Below are 20,975 nucleotides of genomic sequence, written 5' to 3' on the forward strand. Positions count from 1 at the left end.
ACGCCATGGCACAATTCGTATACAAGCAAATTATCGATGATTTGAAACAAAAAATTTTTGCCGGACAGTTCCCCGATATGAAACTGCCGGATGAACGAAGCCTGAGTGAAGCCTATCAGGTCAGCCGCAGTTCCATTAAGCGGGCGCTCTCGAAAATGGCCAACGACGGCATTATTTTTAAAAAACGCGGTTCCGGAACATTCATCAATCCTTTGTATATAAAAAACGCGTCCATTTTTAATTACGAAGGCACAAACCTCGGTGTCACCGACAATTTTCACATGTATGGCCAAAAGCCGGCCACAAAAGTGCTCTGTTTTGAGGTCATTCCGCCGACAGAAGAATTGCAGCGGAATTTGTTTTTGAACCCCCATGATTTTGTTTATAAAATACGCCGGCTCCGCTTGTTTGATGAGGATCCGTTTATGATCGAGACCGGTTATATTCCGATAAAAATCGTCCAAAATTTAACGCCCGAAATCATTGAAGGCTCCATTTTCAACTATCTGGAAGATGTCCACAATATGGCCGTAACGAAATCTTTTTTATCTATTTTTGCAGAACCGTCCAACGCGAAGGACCGTGAACTTTTGCGTTTAAAAGAACATGAACCGGTCGGTATTATGGAAGGCATCTTTTTTCTCGACAACGGCACGCCGTTTGAGTTTTCCCATATGCGGCTCCACTATCAATATTTAAAGTTCAATACATTTGTATCGGTGTCAGAGTAGGCTGAATGCATTTCAGCTTTTTTAGACATGATATGTTCATAATTTCACGAATTTGGACCGTATTAATTTGTAAAAAGATTGATTTTTTAGGTGTAAGCGGTATGATGAACGTAGATGATAAATGAAAGGAAGCGGTTGAAATGGCAATGGCAGCTTCGCAAGTCGCTTATTCCTCCCCTGCTTATCTGAAAAATTTAGATGCATACTGGCGTGCAGCCAACTATATTTCGGTTGGCCAGCTTTATTTAAAAGACAATCCGTTATTAAAAGAACCCGTAAAGCCTTCTGATCTGAAAGCAAAACCGATCGGGCACTGGGGGACGATTTCAGGGCAGAACTTTATTTACGCCCATCTGAACCGAGTGATCAACAAATACGATTTAAATATGTTTTATATTGAAGGGCCGGGGCACGGCGGCCAGGTGATGGTATCCAATTCTTATCTTGACGGCAGTTATACTGAAATTTATCCGAATGTAACACAGGACATAGAAGGGATGAAGAGACTGTTTAAACAGTTTTCATTCCCGGGCGGCATTGCTTCCCACGCGGCACCGGAAACGCCGGGATCGATCCATGAAGGCGGCGAACTGGGCTATTCCCTTTCACACGGCACCGGCGCCATTTTGGACCAGCCCGATTTAATGGCCGCTGTTGTCGTCGGCGACGGGGAAGCGGAAACCGGGCCGCTTGCCACTTCCTGGTTGTCCAACCGGTTCATCAACCCGGTAACGGACGGCGCCGTTCTGCCAATTTTGCTTTTAAACGGTTTTAAAATCAGCAATCCGACCATGCTCTCCCGTATGTCTGATGAACAACTGGCGCTTTATTTTGAAGGGCTCGGCTGGCGGCCGTATTTCGTTGAAGGAGAAGACCCGCAAGAAATGCACCGCGATATGGCGTATGTAATGGACCAAATGATCGAACAGATCCAAGCCATCCAGTCACATGCCCGAAAAACCGGTGACACCACCCGCCCCGCTTGGCCAATGCTTGTTTTCCGTGCGCCAAAAGGGTGGACCGGCCCTAAGGAATGGGACGAGAAGCCGGTTGAACATTCATTCCGCGCCCACCAGATTCCGGTTCCGGTCGACCAGGACCATATGGAACATCTCGATGTTTTAATCAACTGGATGAAAAGTTACAGGCCGGAAGAATTATTCAATGAAAACGGGCGGCTGAGACCGGAAATTGCCGAGATCGCCCCGAAAGGCAGCAAACGAATGGCGATGAATCCTGCCACCAATGCCGGCTTCCATATCAAAGACCTTGATCTGCCGGATTTCCGCGATTATGCGCTGGACAACAAGGAACATGGAAAACAGATGGCGCAGGATATGACCGTTTTAGGGACATATTTAAAAGACGTGATTTTAAAAAATGAAGCCAAACGCAACTTCCGGATTTTCGGCCCGGATGAAACGATGTCGAACCGCCTGGCGCCAGTATTTGAGGCCACAAAGCGGCAATGGGTGGAAAAAATCAAAGAACCGAATGATGAATTTTTGGCACCGGACGGCCGTGTCATTGACTCGCAACTGTCTGAGCACCAGGCGGAAGGATTTTTGGAAGGCTATGTTTTAACCGGCCGCCACGGTTTCTTTGCAAGTTACGAAGCGTTCCTGCGTGTCGTCGATTCGATGATCACCCAGCATTTCAAATGGCTGCGAAAAGCAGCAGAACAAAAGTGGCGTGCGGATATCCCGTCATTGAATGTGGTCGCCACTTCCACTGTATTCCAACAAGATCATAACGGCTATACCCATCAGGATCCGGGCATTCTTGGCCACCTGGCTGATAAAAAACCGGAATTTATCCGCGAATATTTGCCGGCCGATGCCAATACGCTGCTCGCTGTATTTGACAAAATCCTGAACGACCGCGGGAAAATCAATCTGATTGTTTCTTCCAAACACCCGCGCCCGCAATGGTTTACCGTTGAAGAAGCGGAAGAGCTGGCAGACCGCGGACTGAAAATCATTGACTGGGCAAGCACAGACGAAGACGGTGATCCGGATATTGTCATTGCCGCATGCGGGACAGAACCGTTGCTTGAAAGCCTCGCTGCTGTTTCGATTTTGCACGAAAAACTGCCGAAATTGAAGATTCGCATGATCAATGTGCTCGATATTTTGAAATTAAGAAGCCCGGCATTGGATCCGCGCGGCCTTTCGGATGAAGCGTTCGACGCCTATTTTACAAAGGACAAACCGGTTGTTTTTGCCTTCCACGGTTACGAAGGCCTGATCAAAGACTTGTTTTTTGACCGTGCAAACCACAATCTGCATGTGCACGGCTACCGTGAAAACGGGGATATCACAACGCCGTTTGACATGCGCGTGATGAACCAGATGGATCGGTTTGACCTTGTAAAAGAAGTGGTGTCAAGCCTGCCTGATACAGCCCGGCACGCAGCCCTCATCAGCGAAATGGACAGCATGCTGCAAAAACATCATGCGTACATCCGCGAAGAAGGCACAGATCTGCCGGAAATCGAAAACTGGCAGTGGCAAGCGATAAAATAACAGCAAGAAAAACCGGGCGGACGTATCGAAACCGCTGAAAAAACCAATGAAATATAAAACGGCGGGACACCATCATGAATCGTGTCCCACCGTTTTTTCATTCTATAGAGAAAACGGGTTTTTTCTTTTCCAAATCCAACATTTCTATTTCAATAAATAGAATTTTATTTTAAAATAGAAAGACAAGAAATGGCGAAAACGATCATGACCATCAATTCAATCTTACATCATGCGGGTGATAAAATGGAGCTAAGACAGGCATTGCATCATTTTTTCCTTGAAAAAACATGGCAATTGACGGAAGACTGGTACGCATCTCTCGACAAAAACAGCGTGCAGGGGGTTTATGCGTCCACCGACCCCGAAGTGGTTGCAAGACTGAAAGAGCAGAACCACGAGTTCCACGTCCAGTTTTGTGAAGTGTTTTTAAAAGATGAAGATACCTTTTTACACCATTTTGAAAAGTGGGTAATGAGCGTTGCACAAGATGAAGAGCATCTTGCCACACCGAACCACTTCATTTTGCGTGAGTTCTTCCACACGCAGGAACAGTATCTCGACCTGTTCGATTCATTTGTTGCAGCCCACGAAGGAGAGTATACATATGAGGAATTGAATTTTTGGCGCAGGGCGATCATCCGTACATTCGAACATGTCATGATCTGGTTTATGAAAGAAAACCACCACTATTCCTTAAAGCGGCTGGAGTCCCAGCAAGAAACGATTAAAGAGCTAAGTTCCCCTGTCATTATGGTCGGCAAAAATACCGCGCTGCTGCCGCTTGTCGGGGAAATTGATTCCAACCGTGCGAAAATCATTCTGGAAAAAACCCTTGAACAATGCGCAGAAAAAAGCGTTCTCCTTCTGTACATTGATTTATCCGGCGTGGTCGTCATCGATACGATGGTCGCCCAGCAAATTTTCCGGCTGATTGAGACGCTGCGGTTAATCGGGGTAAAATGCATTCTTTCCGGCATCCGGCCGGAAGTAGCACAAACTGCCATTCAATTGGGCATTGATTTTAATGATGTAACGATCCACTCCAAACTGGAACTCATGCCGGAATGATGAAAAATCTATCAATCTACTGCAAAAAGGATGCAACAGAGCGTTGCATCCTTTTTGCTGTTTCCCCAACCGCCCGCTTATGATTATTTTCATAGGAACAGGGTAAAAAAACGATGAGCCAAGGCGCCATGAAAAATTTTCTTCTTGCTATTTTAAGTTCGTGCTGATACGATAGAAGAGCATGATTTGGAAAGCATATATAGAGCATCAGGAGTCTTTCCAAGCAGATAATTTTGGCCAGTGGAGTAAAGGCATCGGTGTGCCGGGCCAAATGCCGAATCGGCAACTTTTGGTTGCCTTATTGATTGAGTGGGAAACTCAAATTTTATAAGTTGGTTACTTTACAACCGGTGCTTGTGCACATCAACTTGTGAAACGATCAATAAGAGTGGTAAAAGTAATTATTTGCTATATAGACTCTGATCCTATAGGAATATAAAGCTTTCTTCCATATTGTCCACGGACTTTTATGGCAGGCGTATATCCGTTTTTTTGCAGATATGCATGCTTTTTTAGGATGATGATTTCAAGCAAGTGTTGTGCGCACGTATGCGGATTGCACTTGCTTTTTATTATGCAAAAATTCTTTTTGAAGGAGACAGAAGAATGGGAAAAGCGTTGATTATCGGGGCCGGCGGCGTAGCATCGGTCGCTGCGCATAAATGTGTCCAAAACAGCGAAGTCTTTGAAGAAATCTGCATCGCAAGCCGTACGAAATCAAAATGCGATGCGTTAAAAGCAAAGCTTGACGGCGGCAAAACGAAAGTGACGACTGCACAGGTCGATGCCAATCATGTCGATGAACTGGTTGCTTTAATTGAAAAAGTGAAACCGGATGTCGTCATGAACCTGGCGCTGCCTTATCAGGATTTAACCATCATGGAAGCCTGTCTTCAAACCAAAACAAACTATCTCGACACCGCGAACTATGAGCCGGAAGACACGGCCAAATTTGAATACAAATGGCAATGGGCGTACCGCGAACGTTTTGAAGAAGCCGGCATTACCGCCCTTCTCGGCAGCGGCTTTGACCCGGGCGTAACAGGCGTATTTTCCGCTTATGCCCTAAAACACCATTTTGACGAAATCAATTATATTGATATTTTGGACTGCAATGCCGGCGACCATGGCTATCCGTTCGCAACAAACTTCAACCCGGAAATCAACATCCGCGAAGTTTCCGCCAATGGCAGCTACTGGGAAAACGGCAAATGGGTCGAAACAAAGCCGATGGAGATCAAACGCGTATATGACTTTCCTGAAATCGGCGAACGCGATATGTACTTATTGCACCATGAAGAGCTGGAGTCGCTTTCCGTAAACATCCCTGGCATTAAACGGATCCGTTTCTTCATGACGTTTGGCGAAAGTTACCTGACCCATTTGAAATGCCTGGAAAACGTCGGCATGACTTCGATTGAGCCGATTGAATTTGAAGGCAAGCAAATCGTGCCACTGCAGTTTTTGAAAGCTGTGCTGCCGGACCCGGCTTCCCTCGGCCCGCGCACAAAAGGGAAAACGAATATCGGCTGCATTTTTCACGGCAAAAAAGACGGCAAGGACAAAACCTATTACCTTTACAATGTGTGCGATCATGAAGCCTGCTATAAAGAAGTCGGCTCGCAGGCGGTATCGTACACAACCGGCGTGCCGGCAATGATCGGCGCGATGATGCTGATCCAGGGTAAATGGGACAGAAAAGGCGTTTATAATGTGGAAGAATTTGATCCCGATCCGTTCATGGAAGCCCTGAACAAATGGGGCCTGCCGTGGAAAGAAAGCTTTAATCCGGAGCTTGTCGACTGATGAGATTTGAAGAACTGCCGACGCCTTGCTATGTGATTGATGAACAAAAGCTCGAAGACAATTTGAAAGTTTTAAACGGCGTGATGAAACGGACCGGATGTAAAATTGTTTTAGCGCAAAAAGCTTTTTCGATGTTTGCTTTGTACCCGCTCATCGGCAAATACTTGAGCGGGACAACAGCAAGCGGCTTGTATGAAGCACGCCTCGGGCATGAGGAAATGGGAAAAGAAAACCATATTTTTTCCGCCGCTTACCGTGAAGGTGAAATCGATGAGATCGTCTCGATTTGCGACCATATTATTTTTAATTCATTTTCACAGCTTGAGAAATTCAAAGGCCGTGTGCTTGCAGGCGGAAAAAAGGTGGGCCTGCGCATCAATCCGGAATGCTCGACCCCACATTTCGCACGTCTTAAATATAGTTCATTCTAATTTTTGAATGAACTATATTTAAATGGCTTGGTGGGATGATATCTTCTTATTTTTGAGGAATTTTCGATAAAATTCTTTTCAATTCGACATTCTTTTCATGAATTCCTCCTATTGTGTGTTATTCTCCTTTGTTTTCGACATTTTTTGACACGTATATTGATACATCATACCCGCATAATTCAATGATTTTTTTGGCTTGTGAATCAATATTATCGGGTAAGAGCCTTATTTTTTGTTGATTTTGATTTATAAGGATCACGGTAATATCTTCTAATTGCTCTAACAATGCTTGGCCTGTGGGTTGATAGAGTTTCCTTTTTCCTTTCAAGATTAGAGATAGGTTCTTTTCTTTCAGTTCTTTTCTAACTCGATATTCTAAAATTCCATAGATTAATAAAGCCATCACATACACAATACCTAAGGCCTCAACCCTTTCCGGGGTTTTTAAGTAAATGGCATCAATCATTTGTGAATCTTTGATTAATCGGAAACGGGTCTCAGCGGCCGACTGTCCTTTATAAACCCTCAAAACTTCTTGATTGGATAGTGTCTCCTCATCTAATTTATTTGTGATTAAAACAAAAGTGCTGAGCATTTTTTTCTTATTTTCGATAAAATCATGATCTTTTTCAAACGATTCCAGTTGTATTTGATAGATTTGTTCTTGTTTTGTCTGTTCGTCCTTTTTAGGTCTTCCTCTCTTTTTTCGTTTGATAGGTTGATCACTCATCTGGACGTTTAGTTTATAACAGAAATATGAAGCCTTTTGTTTTTTCTTAAAAGATTGAATTGCTTCTAGTGCGTCCTCTTTACAATGAAAGATAACTTTACTCAGTTTTTCTATCTCTTTTTTTAATTGTATTTCTTCCTTTTCGATCGCCCGATTTAGGGTTTTCTCTTTTCGTTGATCTAAATTGTTTGAGTGGACAACAAGAAACCGGTAAGGAAGGTTTTGAATTTGTCTTTCAAAAGCTTGAATTTGGTAAATAGCTGCGTCTTTTTTATTGCTAAGTGAGCCTACCCTTTCCCAGTTATTGAGCAACCATGCCTCTTTCTTTAGTTCTGTGCTTAAACCGAATGTATCAGGTAAACGGGAAATAAACGATAAATTTTGTTGTTGAATTTCCGCTAGATTTTCCGTTGTGATTAATGCAGAATCGGCTTGATAAATGAGATTTTTCCAATCTTCATGGGAAAGGATTTTTCTCATCTTTTGAATGAATTCCACATTCCAAGATTTATCCGAAGTATTCCCATTTTCTACTTTTGCAAGGATAGGAATTCGTTCAGGTGTGACCCCCATCCCCAGAACGATTTGTTTTAAGTCAGGCCTATGGGCCTTACTATACCCGTACGTAATTTGCAGTCCATCTTCCTTCGGTTGCTTATATTCTCCGTAAACAGAAATTGAGGTTGTATCGTTATGCAGTACACCAATAGGAAGATTCAATTTTTTTAGTGCTTTTAATGCAATGGTGGAATAGACTTTCCATGCTTCGGCTTCATACAAGTAATCTAATGCTCTTCCTAATGCATCATCATTTAATTGATCGGGTGAAACCGATGTATCGAAAAGCATCTCAGAATCTAGGTTTTGATAGAATTCATGAACCTTATAAAGGGGCTTGCCACTGCATAAAATGTTTAAGACAAGGGCTTTAATCCTTGTTCCGGGTGAGACATGACAACGGACAGAATCCCATTTGACTAAATCATTAATGGTCTTTTCGAGTTCTATTTCATCACACAGTTTAGATAAAAGTTGAGACGGCCCCACATGTAAGGTTAAAATTTGATCTGACATAAAAATTTCCTCATCTTCCCGTAATTAGATAATCATTCAATTCTACAAAGAAGGAGAAAATTCCTTTAAAAAAATCATAAAATGGAAAAATTTACGTGCGGAATATGCGCTCGACACAGACCGGGCATGCGATTTATGACCCTTGTTCGCCAGGCTCGCGCTTCGGTGTGACGCAGGCACAGTTCCGCCCTGCGCTTCTGGACGGCGTCACCGGCCTCCATTTCCACACGCTCTGCCAGCAAAATGCGGACGATCTGGAGACAACGTTGGATGCCGTCGAAGAAAAGTTCGGGGAATGGCTGCCGCAAATGGAATGGATCAATTTCGGCGGCGGCCACCATATTACGAGGGAAGACTATGACATTCCGCTCCTCGAAAAATGCATCAAGCGGATGCAGGACAAATACGGTTTGGAAGTCTACCTTGAGCCGGGCGAAGCTGTTGCTTTAAATGCCGGCTATCTTGTCACAACAGTGCTTGACACGGTGAAAAACGGCATGGACATCGCGATCCTCGATACCTCCGCTTCGTGCCATATGCCGGATGTGCTGGAAATGCCGTACCGCCCGCCGCTCATCGGGGCTGGGGAGCCGGGCGAAAAACCGTATACGTACCGGCTTGGCGGCCAGACATGCCTCGCCGGCGATACGATCGGCGATTATTCCTTCGATAAGCCGCTTAAAGAAGGCGACCGCCTTGTATTTGACGATATGGCCATCTACACCATGGTGAAAAACACCACCTTTAATGGCATGCCGCTTCCGGCCATCGCGATCCAATACAAAAACGGCGATTGCACAATTGTCCGTGAGTTCGGTTATCACGACTTTAAAATGAGACTCGGGTGAATGCCGAATGCCCGCCGTTCCAAATGCAAGGGGCTTTTCCAAATGCCGGATTGGCAGCGGAATTGCCCCTTTTTTTGCTGTCCTGGTTGCATGCTTCCTGCTTCCCTTTTTACTCCGTCATTGTTATAATAATATTTGGAAGCTTCCAATAACCTCAGGTTTTCCGGCATGCCCATACGTAAACGCGGACAGCTAACTTCTTTAGTATTTTACTATTTGAAGCCATTAGGTGTTCTTTTTGTGTTGCCTGAATTTCAATAAATGGAGGGATGGCAATGAAAAAGCGGGCAATTGTATATTGCGAAAACCAATTTGGCACAACAGATGGCAAAACAGCAAACGGACTCATCCGTGAACCCGGGAATTACACCATTACGGCTGTCATTGACAGCAGCAAACACGGGCAGGATGCCGGCATGCTCCTCGACAACAAATGGAGCGGCATTCCGGTTTGCAAAGACCTGGAAGACGCACTCATCCACTCCGGCCCGAAAACGGATGACTTCATTTTCGGCATCGCGCCGGCGAACGCCTTTTTAAAACCGGAAGAAAGAAAAGTCATTCTGCAGGCAATGGAAGCCGGATTGAACATCATCAACCCGCTCCAGGAATTTTTAACAGAAGATGAAGAAATGGCGGCCCACGCACAGGCTTGCGGTGTCACGATCCGCGATATCCGCAAACCGCGGCCGAAAAAAGAATGGACTTTGTTTACCGGAGAAATTTTGAAAATGAACACCCCTGTCGTTGCCGTGCTCGGAACAGACGGGGCCTGCGGAAAACGGACAACTGCCAAATGCATTGAAAAGGCATTCATGGAAAAAGGCTACCGCCCGGCATTTATCGCAACCGGGCAGACAGGCTTGATCCAGGGCGCCAAGTACGGGTTTGCGATGGATGCTTTCCCACTCCAATATTTAATCGGTGAACTGGAGCGCGAAATTTTGCGGGCCAATAAAGAAGAACATCCGGATATGATCATCGTGGAAGGCCAGGGCGCGCTCAGCCATCCGGCATATGCAAGCTCAACCGGCATTTTAAAAGGGGCAAGGCCGCAAGCAGTCATTTTACAACACGCCCCGAAACGAAAATATTTATCCGATTTTCCATTTGCCGAAGTGCCGAAAGTGGAAGATGAAATCAGCCTGATTGAACATTTCGGAAAGACAAAAGTCATCGGCATTACGCTCAACCACGATGGGATGTCAGAGCGCGAACTGGAAGAAACCATCCGCCGCTATGAAGAAACTTACCATCTTCCGGTTACGGATGTGTTAAAAACCGGCACAGACAAAATTATAAACGCCTTGCTCGATTTCTTCCCTTCCCTGAAAAAGGCAGTGGTTTCCTGATGGCCGTTCTTCCACGGGTGGAAATCAATCTGGAGAAGATCCGGCACAATGCCAAAACGTTAAAACAATTATTTGGGAGGAAAGGAATCAGCATTACAGGCGTTGTGAAAGGCGTTACAGCCGATTTAAACATTGCCGGCGCCCTGGTGGAGGCAGGCATCACAAGCCTCGCAGACTCGAAGATTGCAAATATCGAAAAAATGAGAAAAGCGGGGATCAAAGCAGATTTGATTTTGCTTCGTTCCCCCGGGATCAGCGAAGTAGAAAAAACGGTCCGGTATGCGGATATCAGCATGAACACGGAGCTGGATACGATCCGTGCATTATCCGCTGAAGCGGTGCGGCAACAGAAAACCCATAAAATCATCCTGATGGTGGAAATGGGAGATTTGAGGGAAGGCATATTATTAAAAGATGCCCCTGCGATGATCAGAGAAATATTCACCTGCCCCGGGATTGAACTGGCCGGAATCGGGACGAACTTTGCCTGCTTTGGAGGCGTGCTCCCGACCGAACAGAAGATGCAGACGTTTTCCCGGTTTGTCCAAGCTATGCAGGAGCTGTTTTCCCTCAAACTTCCTTATGTTTCCGGCGGCAACTCCGCCAATTACAACTGGGCCGTGAAAACAAAAGATGCCGAGGCCGTAAACAATGTACGGCTCGGCGAGTCCATTTTGCTGGGCCGCGAAACATCAGGCGGGCATATCATTCCGTCATTATATCAGGATGCCTTTTGCTTTGTTGCCGAAGTCATCGAATCAAAAATCAAACCTTCCGTGCCATATGGGACAATTGGCAAAAATGCATTTGGGGAACAAGTCACCTTTATCGACAGGGGCAACAGACGGCGGACCATTATCAGTGCGGGCCGGCATGATGTGCTTGTTTCAGGCCTTACCCCTGTCCGGCCGTTCCATATCATTGGCTCAAGCAGCGACCATATCATTTTGGATACAAAGGATGCGGTTCTCGTGCCGGGCGATGAAGTAAGGTTTTATATGAACTACGGCGCGATGCTGAGAGCCATGACGTCCCCGTATGTTTATAAAACGTATGTCCATGGCGCGGCCACAACCGAGCCTTACAAACAACAGTTTCTGCTTTCGCGCGGAACAAGGCAAAACCGTCCCCCAGAAACCGAAAAAAACCCTGCAAATTAAAGAAAGACAGGCTGCGAGCACAGCCTGCCTTTTTTTACTTCGTTATAATAATATCTTCCGCGCGGATATCACTGCCAAAGTATGGCGCCAGATTGTTGTTGTAATCATTTTTGAAAAAGCCATTGTTGTTTAACTTCGTAATTTCTTTGTTCATCCAATTAAGGAGCGATTTGTTGCCTTTTTTCACAGCAGGGGCAATATATTGGTTCGGCCCGAGCGTTTTAATGCCGACCGTATAATCCGGATGGTTTTTCACCCAAGCATACAGATAGGAATTGTCGTCCGCCAGTGCAACGGCCCGCCCGTTTTTAAGCGCATTGAACTGTTCTGTTTTGGAATCGTACTTTTGCAATTTCACATCTTTTTGCTTGCTTGTAAAATAGTTTTCCGCAGTAGTGCCCTTGTTGACGATCAAAGACTTGCCCTTTAATTGGCTGACATTTGTGATCGGGTTTTTCTTCGGTGAAACGACACCGATGGAAACTTTCATGTATGGCTTGGCAAAATCAACAACTTGCTTCCGTTCCGGTGTGACTGTGAAATTTGCCAGAACAAGATCCACTTTATTCGATTTCAATGCATCCACACGGCTGTTGGCGTTCACTTGCACGAATTTCACTTTTACCCCAAGATCTTTGGCAACCTGTTTGGCGAGCGCAACATCATATCCTTGCCGTCCCCCGTTTTTATCGACCCATCCGTACGGCGGAAGATCTCCAAATACGGCAATTTTGATCGTGCCATTTTTCTTAATTGCTGAAACACTGGACGGATTGCTGCTTGAAGAATTGCCGGAACTTTTGCCGCAGCCTGCAAGCGCCAGCGACAAAATCAATAAAAATGCTGAAACCAAACCAAACAAACGATGCTTTTTCATAGTCTAACCCTCCAAAATATTTTTCTTTTAAAAATCCATGCTTTCCAAAAAGCTTTTCGCCCGCTCTGTCTGCGGTTTAGTGAAAAATTGGCGCCCCGGGGTTTCTTCGAGAATCTTCCCGTCTTCCAAAAACAAGATTTTATCCCCGATTTGCCGGGCAAAATTCATTTCATGCGTGACGACAATCATTGTCATCTTTTCTCTTGCCAACCGCAGGATGATCTCGAGCACGCCGCGCACCATTTCCGGGTCAAGCGAGGCGGTCACTTCATCAAACAGCATCAGCTTCGGGTTCAGCTCAAGCGCGCGGACAATCGCCACCCGCTGTTTCTGCCCGCCGGAAAGCTGGCGCGGGTAGGCATTGGCATACTGCTCCATGCCGACTTCCTTTAACAGGCTCATGGCCTGGCGCGCTGCTTCGTCTCTTTTCCGTTTCTGGACTTTCACTGCACCGAGCAGGATGTTCTCCAACACCGTCATATTCGGAAATAAATCATAGCTCTGGAAAACCATTCCGATCTGCTGCCTGAGCCTGCGCCAGTTTTTCGGCGACGGCCGTACGGTTTCCCCATTAAACATAATGGTGCCACCCTGGAAGGCTTCGAGACCGTTTAAGCAGCGGATCAATGTACTTTTTCCCGATCCGGACGGCCCGAGGAGAACAACGACACTGCCTTCCTCCACTTCGAAAGAGATATCCTCCAGCACCCGTTTTTCGCCGTACGACTTTTTTAAATGTTCGACTTTCAGTAAAGGTTCAGCCATTAGCCCCTGCCTTGCCCCTCCTTTCTAATCGCCTTGCCAGCCGGGAAAGCGGATAGCATAAAATGAAATACAGGATAAAGATAAAACCGTATACCCAAAACGCGCCGTCCTGATAACGGTGGCTGTTCGCTTCGATAATTTGCTGGCCGACATTGATGACATCCACGACGCTGATCAATAGCAAAAGGGAAGTCGTCTTAATTATTCTGGTCATCAGGTTAATGGTCGCCGGAATCATTAAGTGGACCGATTGCGGCACAAGCACGTACCGGTAAAGCTGGACCGTGCTTAAACCGATCGCTTTTCCAGATTCCACCTGATGCATCGGAACAGAAATCAGCGCGCCACGGACGATATCGCTCATTTCGGCAGCCATCCACAGGCTGAAAACAATGGTCCCGACCGTATCCGCCTTATAGTTGATGTTAAAGCTTTGCGGCAGAATATAGTAAAACAAAAATAACAGGACAATCGTCGGCACAATGCGAAAGAACTCCAGATACAGCCTAAGCAAAAGGCGGAGCAACGGATTGTGCAATGTCCTTAAAACCCCCAGCACGATGCCGAGGATACCGCCGAAAAAGATGGACAGAAAAGCAATTTTTGCCGATACATATAATCCGCCCAATAAACGTAAAAAATTGGCTCCTTCAAAAAAGATACTAATTCCCGAATGTCCCATAACGCACCTTCTTCTCCAGCCATGTCAGCAAGATGGACAATGGAATTAAAATGATGGCATAAGCCACAACGAGCATAAACAGATACTCATTCGTGTTGTAATACATCCCGATCAAGTCAAGTGCCGTGTTGGTTAGTTCCGGAATCGCCAGCACGGTAAAGATGGATGTTTCCTTGATTAAAAAAATAACATTTGCGGCGAATGCCGGGACACTGAGCATCAATCCCTGCGGAAAGATGACGTAACGTGCCAGCTGGAACCGGCTCAGACCGATCGCAAGCCCGGACTCAATCTGCGTTTTGGAAACGCCTGCAAGCCCTCCGGAAAACCCTTCTGCCATATAACTGCCGCCAAGAAAAATAATCCCGATAATCCCGCAAACCTCGGCAGAAAATTTGATCCCGACTTGCGGAAGCCCGTAAAAAAGGAAAAATAACTGGATCAATAAAGGCGTATTGCGGGACAGTTCCACATAAGCCGTTACAAGTTTCCGTAAAACCGGCACCTTAAAATACTGGATAAAACTGCATATCAAGCCAAGAACACCTGCCCCGATAATGCCGAAAAAGGAAAGCCGCAAAGTGAGCCAGAATCCTTTTTCAAACATGGGCAGGCTGTTTTGCACAACGGTCCAGTCCATCTCACCCCTCCTTTTTTGAAAAATTCTCTTCAATCCAGGCGGGCTTGCACCAGCCGCCCGATATGTATACGTTGCTGTCCCGATTCAGGACCCAGTGCATTTCAAAGGCCGGACGACAAAAAGCCGTTTCCTAAGAAAACGACTGCCCTTTTTCAGGTATTGCTGCGGTTTTCTTATCTTGATAGACGATCATGAACTGTAGCTATATAAAATGAACTTAAGTTTTTCGCGGCAAAATCCATGACGATCAGAATAGACATGGCATGAAAAAGGAATAGAGTTCAACTTATATATTAGGATGCCGGTTTCCAAAGAGAGCCCTTCTGCCGCCCGGGATAAGAAATATTCAGCATTTTAGCAACATCTTTATTTTACTGAACGCCGGGGCAAAAATCAATATATTCCTATCGACTTGATAGGGTTTTCTTTGGATGGCACCCAAAAAAGAAAACAGCATGCCGAAATTGTCCCTTCGCTTGCACCTGTGCTGTTTTCCGGCTGCCTGCAACAGGAGTGCTGATTGAGCCTGCGTTACAGCCAAAAAAAAGGCCTTCAATCCGCTTTAGGATCAAAGACCTTTCATTTTAGCGCTCAAGCGTGTTACCGGTAGGCCGGTTCTTTTTCCGTCAGGCCGAGCGTCTCTGCCGTTTCAGCGTGAATTTGATGCAGCAGTTCCGGATTTTCCGCGAGCCGCACTCCATAAGATGGGATCATTTCTTTTATTTTTGGTGCCCATGCATTTTTCCGGTCCGGGAAGCATTTTTCAATGACTTCGAGCATAACATGGACAGCAGTAGAAGCACCCGGCGAAGCGCCGAGCAATGCTGCGACTGAACCGTCAGCAGCCGTTACCACCTCCGTGCCGAACTGAAGCGTGCCTTTTCCGCCTGCTTCCGTATCTTTAATTACTTGGACCCGCTGCCCGGCTACGACAACATCCCAGTCTTCCAATCTCGCATCCGGAATGAATTCCTGCAGCGTCTCCAGCCGTTTTTCGTCTGACAAGAGAAGCTGCCCGATCAAGTATTTCACAAGCGGCACATTTTTTGCTCCGGACGCAAGCATGGTGACGACATTATTTGGCTTCACAGAACCAATCAGGTCTAAATTTGACCCTGTTTTTAAAAACTTCGGCGAGAAGCCGGCAAACGGGCCGAACAGCAAACATTTTTTATGGTCAATATATCTTGTGTCCAAATGCGGCACAGACATCGGCGGCGCACCGACTTTCGCTTTCCCGTACACTTTTGCATGGTGGCGGTTGATGACTTCAGGATTGTTGCACACCATAAATAACCCGCTTACCGGAAACCCTCCAATATGTTTGGACTCCGGAATGCCGGTTTTTTGAAGCAACGGCAGGCTTCCGCCACCGGCCCCGATAAAAATGAATTTCGCCGTATGGTATTCGATTCTGTTGTGCTCAATATCATGCACTTTCACTTCCCAGTTTCCTTCCGGGGTGCGTTGAATATCTTGAACAGCATGCTTGTAGTTTATTTCGACATCTTGGCGTTCCAAATGGTCAAACAGTATGCGGGTCAAGGCGCCGAAGTTCACGTCCGTCCCTGCATCGCTTTTCGTTGCTGCAATCGGTTCGTTAGACGTCCGGCCTTCCATCACAAGCGGAATCCATTCCTTTAATTGTTCAGGGTCGTCGGAAAACGTCATTCCTTCAAAAAGCGGATGGGCTGACAGCGCTTTAAATCGTTTTTTAAGAAAAGCAACGTTCGCCTCCCCTTCTACGAGGCTCATATGCGGGATCGGCCGGATAAAGTCCTGTGGATTGTGGATCAGCCCCTTGCTAACCAGGTAGGACCAGAACTGCCTTGAAAGCTGGAATTGTTCATTTACATTTACAGCTTTTGTAATGTCTATTGAGCCGTCCGGTTTTTCAGGCGTATAATTCAGCTCACATAATGCCGAATGCCCGGTCCCCGCATTGTTCCATTCATTTGAACTTTCTTCCCCCGGTTTTGCCAGCTTCTCGTATACGGTGATTTCCCAATCCGGGGCTAGTTCTTTCAGCATGGTGCCCAGCGTTGCACTCATAATGCCGGCACCGATTAAGATGACGTCTGTTTTTCCCTGTTTGATGCTCATGATTACCTTCTCCTTATCCCTGTATTTATTCCTATTATTCCGGAAACAATGCCTCTTTTACAGAATGAGGAAGTCCCCGGGAAAACGCTTTACAAGTCTTAATATTATAATATCATATTTTATGATAATTCTTTAGAATAATGATACACAATTTGACAATGTAAATTTCAGGAAATCCTTTTATCTGCTGAATGATTCATTCTTCATTTTATTTAAACCTGAATTATTCACAGAAATTCAGAAACTTATTATAACTTATGGATTACCAAGCCTTTTCGGCTTTATTGTAATTCATTAAAAAAATGAAAAAAGAATCCATTTCTGTTAAAGTTAAAGTAACCAAAACAAAAACCAAACAGAAAGGACTCTTTATATGGTTACTTTAACGCAAAAAACACTTGATTTCAATCATAAAATTAAATTGTCAAATGATGGAGGTTCTCTTTCCTCCGATACAGGTGAGTTTCTTTTTAGAGAATTCGATGAAAAAATTGGTTTTTCAAAGACTTTAGTTAAGTACTTGAGACTTAACGATTCAAGGAAATATTATCTTCATTCAAATGAAAACTTGTTACGTCAAAAAGTCTATCAAATCATTGCCGGGTATGCGGAAGATGATGCGGCTGATCAGTTGACTCATGATCCTGTGTTTAAGGAAATCATTGAAACTCCAACACTTGCTTCCCAGCCCAGTTTGTCTCGCTTTTATACACGATTTGATAAAGATTCAATTGAACAATTAAATCTGGCTAACCAAGAAATGCTTGATAAGATTCATTGTTTTCGACAATCGAAAGAGTTATTTATCGACTTGGATTCGACTCATTCGGATACATATGGGGACCAAGAATCTTCGTCATATAATACTCATTATGGCACGATGGGTTTTCATCCATTAGTCGCCTTTGATGGTGCGACTGGTGACTTTTTGAAAGCACAACTCCGTCCCGGAAATGTTTATACATCAAATGGTGTGGTGGAATTTATTCGGCCTCTCATTAAACATTATAACGAAATGTTTCCGGAAACTACCCTGTTTCTTCGTGGAGATAGCGGGTTTGCTGTTCCGGGATTATACGATCTGTGTGAAGAAGAATCTGTTTTGTATATTATTCGGTTGAAATCGAATTCACAACTACAAAGTTTAGCGAAGGAATACCATCCTTCTTCCGCACCTTTAGATGTTTCCAAGACGGAAACCTATTATGAAGAAACGATTTACCAAGCAAAATCATGGTCAAAACCAAGAAGGGTGATTATTCAATCGGTACGTCCTGCAGGTGAGCTGTTCTTTACCCATTCCTTTTTTGTTACTAACTTTGAATTAGCTTTTCCTCAAGATATCGTCCGAGCTTATCAAAAAAGAGGGACGATGGAAAACTATATCAAAGAAGCAAAAAATGGCTTTTACTTTGATCATATGAATAGCCACGCTTTTCTAGTGAACGAAGTAAAAATGATGTTAACACTTCTTGCATATAATTTGACCAATTGGTTACGAACTCTTTGTTTTCCGGAAGGTCAAAAAACTATGCAAATTGATACGATACGTACTCGGTTAATTAAAGCGGCAAGTAAAGTCGTGAAATCAGGCAGATCCCTTTACTTCAAACACATCCGAGTTTTGTGTATCAAAATTTCTTTTGGGATGTACTGAATCGAATTCAAAAGCTACAATTGGAATGACCAATAGAATACTTCTCATAACTGAAAAAAATAAATTTTTCAGTCAAGGGGCAAGTATGCCCAAAATACCAGAGTTGTTCTATTGAAAATTCAGTTATTTTATGAATTGGCTACGGTTCTTAATTAAATACCGTTATTTTCAACTAATTTAACAAAATTTATCAAATGGGATTTGTAGCTATGAATATTTCAGGTTAAAAATATAATATAATGAATCTTGTAAATAGAAATTTTTCTGGTATATTTCTTGCGTTTGCAAAAAGGGGGGATGCCAGGGGATATTTTTCACGGTTTGAAAACGGGGATTTTCATTTACAAAGGGGGAAGACAAATTGGCACAAACAACCGGACTCACATCCAGACATGTTACTGCCAACATCTTTAAAGGATCACTTGGCAATCTGATCGAATGGTATGATTGGTATGTTTATTCTGCGTTTGCGGTTTATTTTTCATCAGCATTTTTTCCGAAGGGGAACCAAACTGTCCAGTTGTTAAATACTGCCGGGATTTTTGCCATTGGTTTTCTGATGCGGCCGCTCGGGAGCCTGATCATGGGCCGGTATGCAGACCGGTACGGCCGCAGGGCTGCGCTGACCCTTTCTGTTGCCATTATGGCACTCGGTTCGCTTGTCATTGCCTGTACACCGGGATACAGCAAAATTGGTATGCTGTCACCGGTTATTTTGGTCCTGGCCCGTCTCGTGCAAGGGATTTCGCTGGGCGGGGAATACGGCACTTCCGCAACTTATTTGTCCGAAATGGCAAGCAGCGGCCACCGCGGCTTCTATTCCAGTTTTCAATATGTCACGCTTGTATCGGGACAATTGATCGCACTTGGTGTCCAAATTGTGCTCCAACTCGCATTAAATGAAAGCGAAATGACCTCGTGGGGATGGCGGATCCCGTTTGTGATCGGCGCGATTGGCGCATTGGCGGTCTTATGGCTGCGCCGGACGATGGACGAGTCCGAACAATTCGAGGAGATGGGATCGGAAACGCGTAAAAATGCCGGAACGCTAAAAGTGCTGATGAATTATCCGAAAGCGGTGCTGACCGTTGTCGGCCTTACGCTTGGCGGCACTGTCGCATTTTACACGTTCACCACCTATCTGCAAAAATTTATGGTGAACACGTCGGGCATTGATAAAGAAACCGTCAGCTGGATCAACTTTATTGCCCTGTTGATCTTTGTTGTTTTCCAGCCGCTTGCCGGAAAACTGTCCGACTGGATCGGGCGCAGGCCGCTGTTAATCGGCTTTGGCATTCTCGGGACCCTTTTGACTGTGCCGATATTTTTATGGTTGAGGCAAACGCAAAACCCGGTTTTTGCTTTTCTTCTCATGATGGCAGGGCTGATCATTGTAACCGGCTATACTTCCATTAATGCCATTGTAAAAGCTGAGCTGTTTCCGACTGAAATTCGCGCGCTTGGTGTCGGGTTTCCCTATTCATTAACTGTTGCGATCTTTGGCGGAACAGCCGAATTTATCGCGCTTTGGCTGAAAAATGCCGGCGTGGAATCCGCCTTTTTCTACTACGTCGCCGGCTGTATTGCCATCAGCCTGCTCACCTACTTATTCATGAGCGAATCCTCGAAGCATTCCCGGATCGAAGCAGAACTTCAATCCCGCCCGGATTCGAAAAACAAAATTATCACCTGAATGCCAAACAGCTGCAGCGTGGCAGGCTGCAGCTGTTTTTATGCAGTTTAAAAACAAGCTTTTTTGCCGAAAATTTATTGACAAAGGCTGGTATTTAGTAATACTATATAGGTGTAGCTAGTAATACTGAATACCACCCCTCCGAAAAACATGTATATACTATGGCAATTGAAATAGAGGTGTAATATTGGAAAATATCACAGAAATGCTGAAAGGCGTGCTTGAAGGTTGTGTTCTTGAAATCATCAGCCGTGGCGAAACCTATGGCTACGAAATTACGCAACGGCTGCGAAAACTGGGCTTTACCGATGTTGTTGAAGGTACCGTTTATACGATTACCATGCGGCTTGAGAAAAAAAATCTGGTGAACGTCGAGAAAAAGCCCTCCACAATGGGGCCGCCGCGAAAATTTTATACACTCAACGAAACAGGCCAAGAACAACTTGAAATTTTTTGGAGAAAATGGGAATTCATCTCAAGTAAAATGAATGAACTAAAAAAATTTAACCAAAAGGAGAAGCCATCTAATGAGCATTTTGGATAAATTTTTTGGCGATTTTAACGAAAAAAAAGCATGGCGTGAAATGGAAAAACGTGCAAAAGCCTTGCCTGAAGACTACTACAACGCCTACAAGGCGATGCAAAAGTATCTCTGGAACACAGGAGGCGTGATGGATTGGCAAGAAACGAAATTTATTTTTACCCACATCATCGAACTGCTTGGAGAAGCCGCAGCAAATGGCAAGCACGTTAAAGAAGTAACTGGCGATGACGTAGCAGCTTTCTTTTTGTGACGATCTCGCCATTGATGCAAAATCGTAGATCGACAAGCA

Annotated in this window: 15 protein-coding genes and 3 pseudogenes; 12 read left to right on the top strand and 6 right to left on the bottom strand. The window is 44.9% G+C overall.

The features are described 5' to 3' along the window. The first annotated feature begins 5 nt into the window (after positions 1–5). The 5 genes and pseudogenes from NSS95_RS16280 to NSS95_RS16300 all read left to right on the top strand — a co-directional run. A complete protein-coding gene (locus NSS95_RS16280; protein WP_014096657.1) occupies positions 6–731 on the top strand; it encodes a GntR family transcriptional regulator in 726 nt (241 codons plus the stop codon). Positions 732–871: 140 nt separating this feature from the next. After that, the gene (locus NSS95_RS16285; RefSeq protein ID WP_153013161.1) at positions 872–3,256 is read left to right on the top strand and encodes a phosphoketolase family protein; all 2,385 of its coding nucleotides are present in this window, start codon (positions 872–874) and stop codon (positions 3,254–3,256) included. A 243-nt stretch (positions 3,257–3,499) separates the two neighbouring features. Continuing rightward, positions 3,500–4,324 carry an STAS domain-containing protein gene (locus tag NSS95_RS16290; protein ID WP_035188747.1) on the top strand — a complete coding sequence of 275 codons (825 nt, stop codon included), beginning with the start codon at positions 3,500–3,502 and terminating at the stop codon, positions 4,322–4,324. A 606-nt stretch (positions 4,325–4,930) separates the two neighbouring features. Next, positions 4,931–6,130, top strand: coding sequence for a saccharopine dehydrogenase family protein (locus tag NSS95_RS16295; RefSeq protein ID WP_340714029.1), 1,200 nt, complete (start codon positions 4,931–4,933; stop codon positions 6,128–6,130). Next, positions 6,130–6,525, top strand: a pseudogene (locus NSS95_RS16300) (carboxynorspermidine decarboxylase); the annotation flags it as partial. The gene NSS95_RS16295 and the pseudogene NSS95_RS16300, both read left to right, overlap by 1 nt. Before the next feature lie 154 nt (positions 6,526–6,679). On the opposite strand, the gene NSS95_RS16305 reads toward NSS95_RS16300, so the two are convergent. Continuing rightward, positions 6,680–8,365 (bottom strand): IS1634 family transposase, encoded by a 1,686-nt coding sequence (locus NSS95_RS16305; RefSeq protein ID WP_260832243.1) that lies wholly within the window; start codon positions 8,363–8,365, stop codon positions 6,680–6,682. A gap of 110 nt (positions 8,366–8,475) precedes the next feature. On the opposite strand from NSS95_RS16305, the pseudogene NSS95_RS16310 reads away from it, so the two are divergent. The 3 genes and pseudogenes from NSS95_RS16310 to NSS95_RS16320 form a co-directional block, all read left to right on the top strand. Further along, positions 8,476–9,213, top strand: a pseudogene (locus NSS95_RS16310) (carboxynorspermidine decarboxylase); the annotation flags it as partial. Between the two features lie 275 nt (positions 9,214–9,488). Continuing rightward, complete coding sequence (locus NSS95_RS16315; RefSeq protein WP_061565307.1) at positions 9,489–10,565, top strand: DUF1611 domain-containing protein; 1,077 nt, start codon at positions 9,489–9,491, stop codon at positions 10,563–10,565. Then, positions 10,565–11,725: an alanine/ornithine racemase family PLP-dependent enzyme gene (locus NSS95_RS16320; protein ID WP_014096651.1), complete on the top strand. Its 1,161-nt coding sequence runs from the start codon at positions 10,565–10,567 to the stop codon at positions 11,723–11,725. The genes NSS95_RS16315 and NSS95_RS16320 overlap by 1 nt, the downstream gene beginning before the upstream one ends. A 34-nt stretch (positions 11,726–11,759) precedes the next feature. On the opposite strand, the gene NSS95_RS16325 is transcribed toward NSS95_RS16320, so the two are convergent. From NSS95_RS16325 to NSS95_RS16345, 5 genes are all read right to left on the bottom strand, one after another. Then, entirely contained in the window at positions 11,760–12,602 is an 843-nt protein-coding gene (locus NSS95_RS16325) for a cysteine ABC transporter substrate-binding protein (protein WP_046721059.1), read from the bottom strand. A gap of 27 nt (positions 12,603–12,629) precedes the next feature. Beyond that, positions 12,630–13,367 carry an amino acid ABC transporter ATP-binding protein gene (locus tag NSS95_RS16330; RefSeq protein WP_014096649.1) on the bottom strand — a complete coding sequence of 246 codons (738 nt, stop codon included), beginning with the start codon at positions 13,365–13,367 and terminating at the stop codon, positions 12,630–12,632. Further along, positions 13,360–14,049: an amino acid ABC transporter permease gene (locus NSS95_RS16335; protein WP_014096648.1), complete on the bottom strand. Its 690-nt coding sequence runs from the start codon at positions 14,047–14,049 to the stop codon at positions 13,360–13,362. Before NSS95_RS16335 ends, NSS95_RS16330 begins: the two co-directional genes overlap by 8 nt. Continuing rightward, the gene (locus NSS95_RS16340; RefSeq protein WP_026683527.1) at positions 14,030–14,689 is read right to left on the bottom strand and encodes an amino acid ABC transporter permease; all 660 of its coding nucleotides are present in this window, start codon (positions 14,687–14,689) and stop codon (positions 14,030–14,032) included. Before NSS95_RS16340 ends, NSS95_RS16335 begins: the two co-directional genes overlap by 20 nt. Positions 14,690–15,289: 600 nt before the next feature. Further along, positions 15,290–16,792 (bottom strand): malate:quinone oxidoreductase, encoded by a 1,503-nt coding sequence (locus tag NSS95_RS16345; protein ID WP_035183112.1) that lies wholly within the window; start codon positions 16,790–16,792, stop codon positions 15,290–15,292. A 373-nt stretch (positions 16,793–17,165) separates the two neighbouring features. Here NSS95_RS16345 and NSS95_RS16350 point away from each other — a divergent pair. From NSS95_RS16350 to NSS95_RS16365, 4 genes and pseudogenes are all read left to right on the top strand, one after another. Further along, positions 17,166–18,478 (top strand): annotated as a pseudogene (locus NSS95_RS16350) (IS1380-like element ISBco1 family transposase). A 332-nt stretch (positions 18,479–18,810) separates the two neighbouring features. Beyond that, positions 18,811–20,142, top strand: a complete 1,332-nt coding sequence (locus tag NSS95_RS16355; RefSeq protein ID WP_061577823.1) for an MFS transporter — start codon at positions 18,811–18,813, stop codon at positions 20,140–20,142. 187 nt (positions 20,143–20,329) lie between these two features. Further along, complete coding sequence (locus NSS95_RS16360; RefSeq protein WP_061086809.1) at positions 20,330–20,686, top strand: PadR family transcriptional regulator; 357 nt, start codon at positions 20,330–20,332, stop codon at positions 20,684–20,686. Continuing rightward, a complete protein-coding gene (locus NSS95_RS16365; protein WP_328229026.1) occupies positions 20,670–20,936 on the top strand; it encodes a DUF1048 domain-containing protein in 267 nt (88 codons plus the stop codon). Before NSS95_RS16360 ends, NSS95_RS16365 begins: the two co-directional genes overlap by 17 nt. Positions 20,937–20,975 lie beyond the last annotated feature (39 nt).

Origin of the sequence: Weizmannia sp. FSL K6-3076 (genome assembly GCF_038007245.1) — a bacterium.
GTDB classification, from domain to species: domain Bacteria; phylum Bacillota; class Bacilli; order Bacillales; family Bacillaceae_C; genus Weizmannia; species Weizmannia faecalis.